The organism is Bacteroidia bacterium (assembly GCA_033391075.1).
GTDB lineage: Bacteria > Bacteroidota > Bacteroidia > J057 > J057 > JAWPMV01.
Window position 1 is genome coordinate 7446221 of the sequence record JAWPMV010000001.1, and the last position, 13463, is coordinate 7459683.

The 13463-nt window shown below is 42.7% G+C and carries 11 protein-coding genes; 3 read left to right on the forward strand and 8 right to left on the reverse strand.

Annotated elements, in window-relative coordinates:
• Positions 1 to 73 precede the first annotated feature (73 nt).
• From R8P61_29610 to R8P61_29635, 6 genes are all read right to left on the reverse strand, one after another.
• Positions 74 to 1498 carry a radical SAM protein gene (locus tag R8P61_29610; GenBank protein ID MDW3651271.1) on the reverse strand — a complete coding sequence of 475 codons (1425 nt, stop codon included), beginning with the start codon at positions 1496 to 1498 and terminating at the stop codon, positions 74 to 76.
• 16 nt (positions 1499 to 1514) lie between these two features.
• Positions 1515 to 2174 (reverse strand): DUF1361 domain-containing protein, encoded by a 660-nt coding sequence (locus tag R8P61_29615; GenBank protein ID MDW3651272.1) that lies wholly within the window; start codon positions 2172 to 2174, stop codon positions 1515 to 1517.
• Positions 2175 to 2265: 91 nt separating this feature from the next.
• On the reverse strand, positions 2266 to 3012 hold the full coding sequence (locus R8P61_29620) for a hypothetical protein (protein ID MDW3651273.1): 747 nt from the start codon (positions 3010 to 3012) through the stop codon (positions 2266 to 2268).
• An 84-nt stretch (positions 3013 to 3096) separates the two neighbouring features.
• On the reverse strand, positions 3097 to 4473 hold the full coding sequence (gene creD / locus R8P61_29625; GenBank protein ID MDW3651274.1) for a cell envelope integrity protein CreD: 1377 nt from the start codon (positions 4471 to 4473) through the stop codon (positions 3097 to 3099).
• 96 nt (positions 4474 to 4569) lie between these two features.
• Entirely contained in the window at positions 4570 to 4887 is a 318-nt protein-coding gene (locus tag R8P61_29630; protein MDW3651275.1) for a transcriptional regulator, read from the reverse strand.
• Positions 4884 to 5510 carry a hypothetical protein gene (locus tag R8P61_29635; protein ID MDW3651276.1) on the reverse strand — a complete coding sequence of 209 codons (627 nt, stop codon included), beginning with the start codon at positions 5508 to 5510 and terminating at the stop codon, positions 4884 to 4886. Before R8P61_29635 ends, R8P61_29630 begins: the two co-directional genes overlap by 4 nt.
• A gap of 163 nt (positions 5511 to 5673) precedes the next feature.
• Between R8P61_29635 and R8P61_29640 the strand changes: the two genes are divergently transcribed.
• From R8P61_29640 to R8P61_29650, 3 genes are all read left to right on the forward strand, one after another.
• Positions 5674 to 7734 (forward strand): CARDB domain-containing protein, encoded by a 2061-nt coding sequence (locus R8P61_29640; GenBank protein MDW3651277.1) that lies wholly within the window; start codon positions 5674 to 5676, stop codon positions 7732 to 7734.
• Between the two features lie 87 nt (positions 7735 to 7821).
• Complete coding sequence (gene rlmN / locus R8P61_29645) at positions 7822 to 8883, forward strand: 23S rRNA (adenine(2503)-C(2))-methyltransferase RlmN (GenBank protein ID MDW3651278.1); 1062 nt, start codon at positions 7822 to 7824, stop codon at positions 8881 to 8883.
• 120 nt (positions 8884 to 9003) lie between these two features.
• Positions 9004 to 9648, forward strand: a complete 645-nt coding sequence (locus tag R8P61_29650) for a CoA pyrophosphatase (protein ID MDW3651279.1) — start codon at positions 9004 to 9006, stop codon at positions 9646 to 9648.
• On the opposite strand, the gene R8P61_29655 is transcribed toward R8P61_29650, so the two are convergent.
• Entirely contained in the window at positions 9608 to 10675 is a 1068-nt protein-coding gene (locus R8P61_29655) for an alpha/beta hydrolase (protein MDW3651280.1), read from the reverse strand. The two genes, R8P61_29650 and R8P61_29655, sit on opposite strands and share 41 nt — an antisense overlap.
• A gap of 27 nt (positions 10676 to 10702) precedes the next feature.
• Positions 10703 to 13450, reverse strand: coding sequence for a pitrilysin family protein (locus tag R8P61_29660; protein MDW3651281.1), 2748 nt, complete (start codon positions 13448 to 13450; stop codon positions 10703 to 10705).
• Positions 13451 to 13463: the final 13 nt, after the last annotated feature.

Sequence of the window (13463 nt, forward strand, 5' to 3'; positions counted from 1 at the left end):
AATTTCAGGCTATAGTAGGCGCGGAAAACACGGTCGAGGAATGAGAAGAGTAAACGTAACAGCATGGGAATTTTCATGATTGTAAATGCAAAGTCTTGGCAGAGTTAATTTTTGAAGGAGTATCAGGTCTTTCTTTTTGGTAATTGACCTTGCTGAGGATGCTTTCCAATACCGGCAACATTTTATTGAGTGCTCCAGAGTTGATCAGCACATTCCACATCGGTTCCAGTTTTTTCCATCCTCCCGAATAGGCGAGATGTTTGATTTTGTGTTTGAGGTTTTCATGGGCAAATGAAGCTTTGAATATGTTTTTCCATGTGTAAAACTCCTTATAAGCCCACCAGTATCCATCTTCCAGTTCTTTAGCTGAAAGCCTGCGTGTTTCGTAGACTACATGTCGAGTATCATAGAGGTCCCAGTCTCGGGTGAGGATGCGATCCTGGGCTTCCATTTCTTCAAATAATGCAGTTCCCGGATAAGGAGTAAGCACATGATAAGTTGCAGTGGTCAGGGAATTTTTTACGCCCCAATCAACCGTTCTTTTAAACACATCCGGGCCATCATCATCGAGACCGAAAACAAAGCTCCCATTGATCATGATTCCGAGACTATGCAAGCGGGCGACTGCTGCTTCATAATCCTTTTTCAGGTTCTGTTTTTTGTTGCTTTGTTTAAGGTTTTCGGGAGAAAAGGTCTCAAATCCTACGAAAAGACTTCGCAATCCAGCTTCAGCCGCTTTTTCGATCAGATTTCCTCGTAAAATAGAATCCACAGTTGCAGCCCCCTGAAAGACTCGATCCATGCCTTTCATCCCTTCAAATAATTCGGCCGCAAACTTTCCATTCCCCAGCAGATGATCATCCAGAAAATACAGATGCTTACCGGGCAATCGATCTATTTCGGCCAGAGCTTTATCCACTTCCTGCACATAAAAACCCTTTCCTCCTTCGAAAAAAGCATCCTTGTAGCAAAAGCTGCAATGATGTGGACAACCCCGAGTCACTACGATGGAATTGGGCACCAGGTATTTGTGGCGCTTGATCAAATCCCGACGAATGGGCGGAACTCCGGTAAGAGTTCTTTTGGCTGAAAAATAGGTCTTTTGCGGCTGACCTTTTTTGTAGTCCTGCAGGAATTGGGGGAAAGTCTCCTCTCCCGGACCGATGAAGATGCTGTCAGCATAGGGCTCGGCTTCTTCAGGCAGAGAACTCACATGCAAACCTCCCAGGCAGATGTAAGCGCCTTTGGCTTTGTAATGCTCGGCCAGTTTGTAGGCCCTGGATGCATTGGTGATGTAGACCTGAATAATTACCAGATCGGGCTCATCATCCAGATTGATATGCTCGACATGTTGATCTTCGAGGATGACGTCCCAGTCATCCTCAACATAGGCGGCCAGGGTGGCGAGTCCCAATGGAGGGAACAAAGAATATTTGATGGGCCTCCAAAGGGGACTCCTGGCTTCAGCTAAAGCGGGTAGAATGAATTTGATGGTCATGATTGTGCTGTAGTTATTAGGTGTATTGGTATTTGTTTGCTTTCAATTCTCTCAGGGCAAAGGCCAGGTAGGCCACTACCAGAAAGGCACCGAAGGCGAGGGTAAATCCGAGGGTATGTTTGTCGGGATGAAGAATGAGCTCTACGATGTTTTGTAAAAGGGCATCAGGACGCGTCATCAGGTCCCAGGAGTTCCAGCGTTCGAACCTGCCGAGGTAAACGCCAAAGCTACATAGGAAGAGCAGGGCAAGGGTTCCGAGCCAGGAAACGGCTTTTCCCATTCGGTGGAACATATATTCCTGCATTTGCTGTAAAGAAGCCAATCCCAGCAAGAGTCCGGTCCATGCAAAAGAGCTAATCAGGGTCAAATCCAGCCAGAAAGGGGCTGCAGAACGAGGCTTAAGGTGAAAATAGTCGGTAATGATGTAAGGGGAATTTGGCAAGAACAAAAGCCAGAGACAAAAGGCCGCCCACATGATCCATCTTTTTTGGACGTTGAAAATGACGACTGCGGTGGAAATGACATAGGGAATCCAGGCCAGGAATAAGTTCCAGATCAGGAAGGCGAAATAAAATTGATTCGCATGCTCAACACGTACCAAATAGATGCCGATACTGAGCAAAGTTGCGAGTATAAGGACCAGGCCCTGCGATTTGTAGGGATATTCTTTTAGCATAATTTTTGTTTACAATTGAAAGGAAGAGGGGAGTGGAGAGGGTTCGGTACTTAAAAAAACTCCATCTCCCCTTCCAAACATCCTTAAATTTTTATGTTGCTTGTTTTTCAGTTTTCGATTCAGAAAATGGATCGTAAGAATGGCGAATGGGTTTTTCTCCACTCAAATCGACATAGTGATAGCTTAGTTGATCCTTGAGGTCAAACTTTCCATCCTTATTGCTATCGGCCAGTGTTTTGAAATATATTCTTTCCGGGCCGGGCAGAAATTTCCAGGAAAGAATTTCTTCCTGCTCATTGCTCAGTTTCATAAAACCCGAACCATCACCTCTGCTTAGATATAGACTTGATACATCTTCTCCATTCCAAAGTTGGTTTTGATTGCTGTCCTGATCAATGAGTTCGTATAGGATATAGTCTTTGCCATTTTTTTCATACAGGCTTTCCAGGAAATTGATATCAAAGATTTTCACTTTCTCCCTTGTCAATGGCTGAAGATGATCTGAGTCAGAATCCTGAAAAACCAAAGCATCTATTTCTCCGCTTATCTTATTCCCAAATCCGTGAGACACATTAAAATCAGCTTCTGATGAACCGGATGAAAATCCTTCAAACTTTTTATAGCTTTCGTTGTAGTGAACTTCTCCCAGGATATGGATCAATTTCCCTCCCGGATGAAATTGAATAGGTAGGTCAGCGATCTGTTTACGCTTCTCGTCCTTATTTACAACCTCCTGAATAGTAGAAGGGGCCTCAGCATAAACAATACTTTTTGATTCTTCTTTGACACAGCCGCTCAGGAAAACCAGGAGCAAACAGGCGAAAATTATTTCTTTCATTTTCTTTTTCTTAGGATGTTCTTTCCCATGCCTCCCCTAAGGGAGGCATAAGAGTATGTTATTTCTTGTTTTATGAGAAGTTTTCTATTCTTCCCCTATAGCCATTTCTTCTAATTCTTCTTCCTCTTTCTTCCCCAATCCATACCAGTCAATTTTGCTGGAGAGCGCCATGACCAGAGCCAGGATGATAAAGAGACAGAGGCTACCTACTAGCAGGGCATAATTTTCCAACTGCAAGAGGACATAATTGACTCCGTAGAGGATGATAAGCAAACCCGCCAGCAGAGGTACAAGCCCTTTATCCTTGATAATGGATTTCGCATAGCCACTAATCAATCCCACAATTGCTGTTGCGCTAATCAGGAAGGCCCAGTTGAAACCAATATGTTCTGATAAGGAAAGCAAGAGTCCATAAAAGAGAACCAGTGCCAATCCGACCAAAATATACTGAATGGGGTGAATGCGTTGTGCATTTTTGATCTCGATAAAGAAGAAGATCAAAAAGGTCAAAGAAATACAAAGGATGGCATATTTAGCCGAACGCATTGACTTTGCATACTCATCTACTGGAATCATGAGGTGTACTCCGAATGCAGATTGAGAAGGGGTATGACTATTACCGATCCATGCTTGTGGGAAGTTGCGGTTGAGGTCGAAGATTTTCCAGTTGGCTTGAAAATGCTCTTCTGAGATGTCGTGCGAATCCGGAATAAAGGCTCCCTTAAAACTGGGGTCTTTCCAGTCCGCATGCATATTTACTTCGGTTTCCTTTCCTAATGGGACGAAATAAAGACTTTGACTTCCATTTAGCTTAAGGTCCATTTCAAAATAAGGAGCCTTACTTCCATCCAGTTTCGCCCATTCAATGTCGGTATTGATGCCACTTCGAGCAAGATCAATCCTTTTTAAGCCTGCTTCAAATTCATATGCTGTTCCCTGCAGATCGATGACCACTTTGTCCTGAATCCCGCGCATATCACTGATCCCTACTTCGATATAGGCTTCATCCCAAAGTACATGAGAAGGATCAATATCAAATTTGGCGAAATCAGGCCACTCAAATTCTCCATCTATGGAGATATGTGATTCATAAACGACTACTTCATAGATTCCTCTTTTTCGATTTTCGGGACTTACTTTGGCATCCATGGAGAGTTTTTTCGGAAGAAAGTGAGCGACTGCTGTATGCTCTCTGGAAATTCCTTTTTCGTCTACTACATAATAGACATAAGGAATATTCAGGTAAGGCCCATTGATTTCCTGGGCATTGGACCAGGATTGAGAAACTTCCTGGACGGCTGTGTCGCGGGCATAGGATCTTTCACGGATCAAATCCTGCACCATAGCAGTAGGGATCAGCAGGATGAGTACCAAAAATCCAATGGTAAAAATGCGTAAAGAGATAGAGCTACGAGCCCATGTTCTGGCCCGGCTGATAGGAGATTGATGTGTATCAGGCATGGTTTTATGGTTTATAATGAAACCTAAAATTCGTTGTTTTAATCAATACCTTGCTTCGCTTTTGAGTAAGCGTAAGGATCTGTTGTTTATTCGCAGCTACTCGCTAATTCCTTTGATAATGTCCTCTAAAGCAGTGAGATGCTCTTCAAAGGCCTTCTTGCCTTTATCCGTCGCTTTGTAGCTGGTCAGGGGTTTATTTTTGATGAATTCTTTTTTGTCAATAATAAATTCTTCTTCCTTTAATTTCTTAACATGACTCGCCAGGTTTCCGTCAGAAACCGCTTTCTCTTTGGTGCTAAGCGCCTCTTTCAAACGGGCATAACTCACCCATTCCTCCACCATCAGCAAGGACATAATCCCTAGCCGAAGCTTACTCTCAAAGAGTTTATTAAATTTCCTAAGTGCCTCCTTCACCTTTCATATTTATAGAACATTATGGCCCCGTACAGGATATGGAGAAAGCCAAATCCTATGGCCCAAAATATAATTCCATATCCGGGCATCATCCCCGCTAATAATCCGAGTCCAATTTCGCTAATTCCCAGATAACGTACCTCCCTTAAGGTATATTTTCCCGCATTCATCAGAGCCATTCCATAAAAAAGCAGGGTCGCTGGTGCTACATGCCCCGGATGGCCGTACCAGGCAAGTTGGACACAAAAGACGGCTCCTGCAACCAAAGGGATGATCAGGTTGAGCAACAATCGTTGTGTAGGTTTGCTCCAGATTTGTTTGCCTACTCTTTTGGTTCGTCTAATTGTGAAAAAAGATGAAACTGCAACGGCTGCCAATAGAATGACCATGGCTATGGCGATCAATTCGAAAAGCTGTTCACGTGTGGCATTGCCGTAAACACGAGCCCCCCATTGATAGATGTTTTGCGAACTCAGGTAATTGTAAGTATAAGCAGCACCAATCAGGGCGACCACTCCGGCTCCTATGCCCGAGAGACCACTCAAAGACACAAAGCGTGTGGAGTCTTCCATCATGCTTCGGATCTGTTTTATGTCTTCTAATTGCTTTTCGTATTCGTGCATAACAAAGTACTTTGTGATACAAAGTTAACAAACGGATTTGATTTTACAAGGTTTCAGGGCGAATAGTTTTTTTTTCTGTTTTAGCTGTAAGGATGATGGAATAATTGAATCTCAGTCGTTTGGGGAGAAAGCTCATTCATAATAGATCAAACACAGAACGCACATGAAAAAATCGAGATTCTTTATTCATCTCATTCTTCTGATCTTTCTGGGATTCTCAACGACTTCCTGCAAGATTGTAAAGAATGTAGAAGATATTACAGAAAACGCCAATGAGATCCTGGAGCAATTGGCGAGTTTAAGCCGAACCATTACCTCCAAAGTAGAAACCGGTGAATTGGAAGAAAGCCTGGGAAACCTGGTGGACGACCGCATTCAAAATCTTTCCAAAACGATAGAGGACCTTCTCATCAATGGAGGAGGATTTCTTTTTGATGAGGTAAATGGTACCCTCAACAATACCTTTGACAATCTTGGGGGCCTGGTCGATGATATAAAAACAGGCATTCTGGACGAATCCGTTCCTGCTATCATCACTCAGCTATCCGGTGAACTCATGGTTCACAGCAATGCCCTGAGAACACATGCCGAGGATTTGATCAATCTCACCTTCGGCAACACCTCTATCATTATCTCTCAGGCTACCGATGCCCTTTTAACAACGATTGCCTGGGTAATAATGGGAGTAGGACTTTTATTGATCATCGTTTTCCTCATTATTTTCGGATCAAAAATGTCCAAAGGCATTCAGACCCTGGTGATCGTATTGATCTCCATTTTTCTGGCTGCACCTCTTTCCTTTTTATTTATTCCGCCGGTGAAAGGCTTTGTACTAAAGTCATTGAATGTCGGGGAACAATTTGAAGCCAGAGGGATCACTCCCAAATTGATTGCCGCGAGTCCGACGGAATATGAGATAGGCACAAATGATAAGCTGACCGTATTCGGGATTCATTTGGAACAGCTCAATATAGACAGCATAGAAGTAGGGCTCTATCAATCTGGCAGCCGCAAGGTGAACTTCAGTAAATCTTCCATTAAAGTGATTACAGCCAATAAGATTATTCTGAGTGATTTTGATAAGTCCAACCTCAATTGGAAGCCCATTAGCTTCAAGGAATTTAATAGCTCCTATCAGAATATGACGCGGACAGCCTTACCGACAGTGAAGTACAATAATTACATCAAAAACATTTATACAGATCGGATTAAGCACAAAATCGAGATTTTCAATAGACCTGTGGGCAATCTGACTCCCATTTCCAGTCCTGTAAACAGACCAGTTCTTTCGCCAGCCACAACAGCAACTTTATCTAATCCCCTGAAAGTAAATACAGATCGCCTGATGCTGGATCGATTCAAGATTAAGGAAGGAGATTATGAATTGCGGATTAGCCGAAAGGGGAGTGGAGAGATTGTTCAGGCAGTACAGCATGTGCGTATTTCCTATCCACCGCCACCACCTCCCAAGCCGGATGTTTATCCCATTCAGATCAGTTGGGAGAATGGTAAGCCGACCAAAGGAGAACGGGCAAAAATCCGAGTGAGATTGGGCGTACTGGAAGGACAGGAAGCAAAGAAAAACATCACCCTCAATTTGAGTTCCAATCCAGCTATCGGAGGATTAGGCAATATCAATGTCAATCGTACAGCCCTTAACAATGTCGGTAATGGCATCCTGACGCTTACTTCTCGTCAACTGACCGTCAATCGCGCAGGGAACCACAATATTCGTTTGAGAGCGGATTCCCAAAACCGAATAGCTGAATCCAATGAAGGCAATAATGAAAAGAACCAGAATCTGCGAGTTGGAGACTATAAGTTTACGGCTACCGTTCGCTTCAGCACCTTTACCTCTCATCAAAATATGGACGATCCTTTTATTGGATCGGATACGGACGAATACCGAATTGACCTCAATACTTCGGTAACGGGTAAAAGCGAATGGAAGATCAATTATAACAAAGATGGGGAGCCGGGAAATAACTATTCCATCAACCAAAGCAGAACCTTCAATTCGCTAAATGAAGGAGACAAGATCAGAATTTATGTAAGCGGGAGAGAAGCGGATAGTGGCTTTAATGGAGGAGATGATCAAATGGGAAATGCAAGTACTACGGTAACGATTCGGAACGATGAAAGCCGAACTGTTCCCATTCTCTTAAAGGCAGACAAATTCACGATACGTGGGGAAGTTGTGTATAGCAAAGTCAGGATAAATTAATTATCAGCCAAAATCCTTGACCAGCGGCCGTGCGAAAGTACGGCCGCATTTTGTATACATAGTTTTTCTTGAGATTAAGCCCTAATTTTGCAGGCGAAAGATTTGGCATTGGCAAAAATCAAAAACATACGAAGTCTGAGTCTGGATCAAATCCAGGAAATTCTCAAAGAATGGGGCGAAGCAAAATTTCGCGCCAGGCAAATCTATGAGTGGCTGTGGAAGAAAGGGGCAGGAAGCTTTGAAGAAATGAGCAACCTCAGCAAAAGCCTGCGTGAGAAGCTGAGCCAGGAGTTTGTCATTGATAAGATTCAAATCGAGGACAGGCAAAGGAGCAATGATGGAACCATAAAATATGCCTTTCGCCTCTCCAATGGGAGTCAGGTAGAAGGGGTTTTGATTCCTACTCCGAAACGAGTTACGGCCTGCGTTTCTTCTCAGGCTGGTTGTAGTCTTGCCTGCAAATTCTGCGCAACGGGTTTTCTCGACCTCAAGCACAATCTACATCATTACGAAATCTTCGACCAGGTTCAGATGCTTCGGGAAGAAGCTGAAAGGGAATATGGTCGCTCTTTGAGCAATATTGTCTATATGGGTATGGGGGAGCCTTTGTTGAATTATCGCAATGTGCTCGGTTCAATCGATAAGATAACCTCAGAAGAAGGTTTGGGGATGTCTCCGAAACGTATTACGGTTTCCACTGCTGGTGTGGCCAAGATGATCAAGCGTTTGGCAGATGATGACATCAAATTTGAATTTGCCTTGAGTCTACATGCTGCAGATGATGAGACGCGCAGCAAAGTTATGCCCATCAATGAGAGCAATTCATTAGAAGCACTCAAAGAAGCCCTGATCTATTTCTACGAGAAAACGAAAACAAGAGTAACCTACGAATATTGTATCTTCAAGGACATCAACGATAGCCTGGAGCATGCAAAGCGCCTGGCAGAATTCAGCCGCATCATCCCTTCCAAGGTAAATGTCATCGAATACAATACCGTGGCTGAAGCCGGCTTTGTCAATACCACCCGCAAACGTATGGATGCCTTCATCAAATACCTCGAAGATGATGGAGTCATCGTCAATGTCCGACGTAGCCGAGGCAAAGATGTAGACGGAGCCTGCGGCCAACTGGCCTTAAAGAATTGGTAGCTTTAAACAATTTTTATTTACTGAGTTTAATGGTAAGGTATGGCGTTTACATTATAATAGTGTAGCGGCCACAAAAATTCGAAGAAAGACTTAGTAATTCTTATCTATTCAAAAGACCTAATGGAAATCTTTCCTCAATTCATCCCCAATCTAAAACAGCGACTACAGGAACCCTTGCCGGGCCTGGAAGTTCAGATGCGTATGGTTCCTGATGAGCGAGGAAGAAAGATTACAATTCCGGATAATGCGCGTAAAGCAGCTGTCATGCTTCTGCTTTATCCGCACGAAAACAAATTTCATATTCCCTTTATCCAAAGAGCCGAAGATGGTCGCGTACATGGAGGACAGATCAGTTTTCCTGGCGGTTCCCATGATAAGACCGATCCTGATTTCGAATTCACTGCTTTGCGAGAGGTGGAGGAAGAGATTGGCGTCCAAAGAGACCGGATCGAAGTGCTTGGTCCTATTTCTCCTATTTACATTCCTCCCAGCAACTTTATTGTTGAGACTTTTGTGGGGGTGGCTAAAGAAAGACCCACCTTTAAACCAGATCCTGTAGAAGTGGCTAGAGTAGTAGAGATTGAAGTTGAAGAATTTCTCAAGCCAGAAAATATTGGCATTCATCGAGTTGACGTATTTGCCGGAAATTTTATTGATGCTCCGGGCTATACTCCTTATGGCAGCAATTTGATTTGGGGCGGAACTTCCATGATCATTGCAGAATTTATGGAGCTTGTGGAGCAAGTGAAGTCTTTATCTCGATAAGGCTTTCGACAAATTTGTCATTTTCCTCATAAACGGGAAGATGCCCGGAGTTTTCAAACCAATAAAAAGCTTTTTGAGGGGCCTCCAAATGATTCAGGTATTCTTCTGCCAGAATAGAGGGCACATGGAAATCATGTCGTCCACCAAATAAAAATACCGGAAGCTCAACTTTAGGTATGTTCCTGAAAAAATCCAGTTCCAGCAATTGAGGGAAGACTTTTTGATCCATTTCCCTTCCTTTGGATGTATAGGTCAGAATTTCTAAAATGCTCATCTCAGGAGAATGAAGGACACATTGCTTTAGTTCATCTCGTATTCCCTCCTTATAGCTACTGCCTTTGTATTTCTGTAAAAGCTCTCTTTGCTGGGCCAACAACTCTCTGGAGCTGCTGTAAAGATTTGCATTCATTCCTCCTAAAACTTCCAAGGCATCCTTGTCATTAGCTTCCTTTGCTTTCTGCAGGCAATACGCATAGGAAATGCTATCAGCTTTTTGTTGATGAACAATCTGCCCCATACCGATATAAGCCTTGTATTTTTCCGGACTTTGCTGCATAGCTTTGAGTCCCAAAACAGTTCCCCAGGAATGACCGAGTAAATAGACATCCACATGTGGGATATTGGCTTTCAGGGCATCCGTCAGGGCAAGTAAATCTTGAGTGAAGTTATCTATAGTAAGTTGAGCGTCCTTTAGCTTACTTGACCTACTTTTTCCTACGCCCCGCTGATCATAGCGAACCACCGTAAACTCATCCAGCAAGCCTTCATCATAACATCTGCCCAACATCATATCCGAATAGCCAGGACCTCCATGTATCATGAGTAAAATGGGATTGGAAAGATCATTTCCTCTGGCTAGTACTCCCGTTTTCTGCCCTCTGATATCCAGATAAAAAAGCCGATCTATGCCACTGGAAGATTGAATGCGTGTCTTGCTGAGTTGACGGTATTGGTAGAAGTTTCTAAGTAAAAAGCTCATGGCCACGAGGACCATGAGCGTAATAAATACATAGAGAATTCTTTTCATATAGCTTCTGATCAAATCTATAGATGATTATCTATTTTCGAGGTCTTTTTGGGACTTTAGAAAATCTCCCGCCTTGACCATATGAACTTTGTTTGCGTCCAGGTACTTTCGCATGGCCTGGTTTACTTTGGAGGAATTAAGTTTAGAAATATTATCAGCTAATTTTTTATCCCAAAAAAGATCGCGTTCATATCCTAAATATTGATTTAAATGTCGTGAAATAAAGTCATCCTGGTTTAGTTGATTTACATCCCTCATTTGCTTCCATGCTGTTTTAGCTTCTTCTACTTCTTCTTCACTGAATCCTTCTGAGGTTACTTTTTCAATTTCTTCTTTAAACGCTTTTTCCAATTTCTCCACATTTTCGGGTGCGTATATCGCAAAAGAAGCGAATGTGCCAATTTTACTGCTAGGAGAAGAACTGAAGTTCCCTCCAACCCCATAACTTAATCCTTCCTTCTCCCTGATCCGTTTGACAAGGCGAGATTGAAAACCTGTACCAAGCATAAAGAAGCCAAGCTCTAAAGCGGGATTATCTTTACTCTCTGGATCGAAGTCAAATTGTTGAATACCAAAAAAGAAAGCATTCGCCTTGTCGGGGGTTTGGATATTTTGGTTGAAAATAGGAAGCTCACTCAGTTCATTTTGGATTTCTTCATAAGCAAGCGGACTCTCCCAATTTCCAAAAAGTTTTTCTAAAAGCTTCTGTGTCTCAGCCAAATCGAAATCACCCACCATACTCAAACGAGCATGTGAGGCACCGTAGAAGTCTTTGTGGAACTTTTTAACTTCATCGAGTTCAACCTCTGTTATCCATTGGATTTCCTCATCAAAATTCGGAACATATCTGGGATCGTCTTTTGGATAAGGGGTCAAATAAGCCTGGATGGATTTTATGGCCTTAAATTGAGGTTCTGTCTTTTGTGATTCAATTATTGAAATTCTTTCCCGCTTAAGCTTGTCAAATTCATGAGCAGGAAATGCAGGGGTTTTCAGGATTTCTGCGACAAGTTCCAGGGTTGAGTTAAGGTTTGGACGACTGCATTGGATGCTGACGGAAAGCAGTTGATTTGAGCCAGATATAGAAACCGATGCTTTTAAATTATCCAATGTATCTTTTAAATCTTCCCTGTTCATCTTGCTTGTTCCTTTATCCAGCATTCCTGCAGTAAGGGAACTAATCGTAGATTTTCCTTTAAGATCATCCAGTCTGCCATTTAGGAGGTTCAGATTGATGTGAATGTTTTGGCCACGAGTCTTTTTAGTTAGAAGGGCAAGTTTCATCCCATTGCCGAGAACATTCCTGCTTGTATTTGCCTCTATATTTTCGATCGTCGGTGCAAAGGCTTCCCCCTGAGCAATATTCTCCTTGCCTTTGTAGTTTTTTACAAGCTCCTCAATTTCAGGAGCTTCAGGTATCTCTACACGATCGGGATTTTCGGTTGGAATAAAGACTCCTACCGTTCGGTTATCTTCTTTGAAATAAGTCCTTGCAACTTCTTGTACTTCTGCATAGCTAATGTTTTCTATTCTATCCCGGTTCAGGAAGAAAAGCCGCCAGTCTCCCATTCCTATCCAATTACTCAATTGAATGCATATATCTTCAGAGGAATTCAGGCTTTGTTCTATATTTTTTAACAAGCTTGTTTTTGCACGTTTTACCTCTGCTTCTGTAGGAGGCTGATCTACTAAATTATCAATGGAGAGTAAGAGTTGCTCCTTAAGTGAATCGATATTTGCATCTTCCAGGCCCAATACAAAATAGCCTGATAAGCCCGGTTCGGCCATTTGCAAATTTAATCCCCCAATTTGTGTGGCAATTTTAGTCTCTACAAGGGCTTTGTACAGGCGACCTGAGGGTTGATTGGTTAATATGCGGGAAACTATGTCTATCCCCGCATAGTCTTGATGATAACCTGCTGGAACATGATAGGCCACCATAGATACTTTGATTGCCCCGGTCCGCTTTAGCTTCACAAACCTTTCTCCGTCCTTCGTAGGATCTTTCGTGTATATTTCAGGTAATACGCGTTCAGGTTTAGGGATAGGAGAGAAATGTTTTTCTACAAGTGCAAGGGCTTCTTTTTCCTCAATTTTGCCGGTTACAATTAAAACTGCATTATCAGGCTGGTAGTATTTTTTATAAAAGGCTTGCAGTCTTTCAATGGGAACATTCTCGATATCTGAGCGACTACCTATGGTAGATTTTCCATAGTTATGCCAGTCATATGCAGTGGAAATAACACGTTTTAAAAGGACTCCTACCGGGTTGTTTTCGCCCATTTCAAATTCATTTCGAACCACTGTCATTTCCGTTTCCAGTTCTTCCGCAGAAATATTTGAATTGACCATCCTGTCTGCTTCCATTTCCAGGATTGCATCAAGGTTATCCTCTGTTGCAGGGAAGGTCTCAAAATAATTGGTTCGGTCAAGCCAGGTAGTTCCATTCCAGCGGTTCCCACGTTTTGAAATCTCTTCTTTGATATCCGCATATTTTTTGGTGCTTTTGAAAAGCATATGTTCCAGCAAATGTGCCATGCCCGTTTCGCCATAGTTCTCATGTTTCGAGCCAACGAGATAGGTGACATTCACGGTTATGGTTTGCTTAGTAGGGTCAGGGAAAAGCAGTACTTTTAGCCCATTGTCAAGCCGATACTCTGTGATGCCTTCGACCGTGGCAATCTTTTTAGGTTCACCTTCATCATGAAGAGAAGGTGATGCCCATGTCCCTATGGCAAATAGAAGTAGAACTGTTAACAGTTTTAGTATTTTCATTTTAGGTGGTATT

What these genes read in the sequence shown, in the direction of transcription:
- R8P61_29610 (MDW3651271.1), bottom strand. Translation starts at nt 1,498, where the DNA reads ATGACCATCAAATTCATTCTACCCGCTTTAGCTGAAGCCAGGAGTCCC.
- R8P61_29615 (MDW3651272.1), bottom strand. Translation starts at nt 2,174, where the DNA reads ATGCTAAAAGAATATCCCTACAAATCGCAGGGCCTGGTCCTTATACTC.
- R8P61_29620 (MDW3651273.1), bottom strand. Translation starts at nt 3,012, where the DNA reads ATGAAAGAAATAATTTTCGCCTGTTTGCTCCTGGTTTTCCTGAGCGGC.
- creD (MDW3651274.1), bottom strand. Translation starts at nt 4,473, where the DNA reads ATGCCTGATACACATCAATCTCCTATCAGCCGGGCCAGAACATGGGCT.
- R8P61_29635 (MDW3651276.1), bottom strand. Translation starts at nt 5,510, where the DNA reads ATGCACGAATACGAAAAGCAATTAGAAGACATAAAACAGATCCGAAGC.
- R8P61_29640 (MDW3651277.1), top strand. Translation starts at nt 5,674, where the DNA reads ATGAAAAAATCGAGATTCTTTATTCATCTCATTCTTCTGATCTTTCTG.
- R8P61_29650 (MDW3651279.1), top strand. Translation starts at nt 9,004, where the DNA reads ATGGAAATCTTTCCTCAATTCATCCCCAATCTAAAACAGCGACTACAG.
- R8P61_29655 (MDW3651280.1), bottom strand. Translation starts at nt 10,675, where the DNA reads ATGAAAAGAATTCTCTATGTATTTATTACGCTCATGGTCCTCGTGGCC.
- R8P61_29660 (MDW3651281.1), bottom strand. Translation starts at nt 13,450, where the DNA reads ATGAAAATACTAAAACTGTTAACAGTTCTACTTCTATTTGCCATAGGG.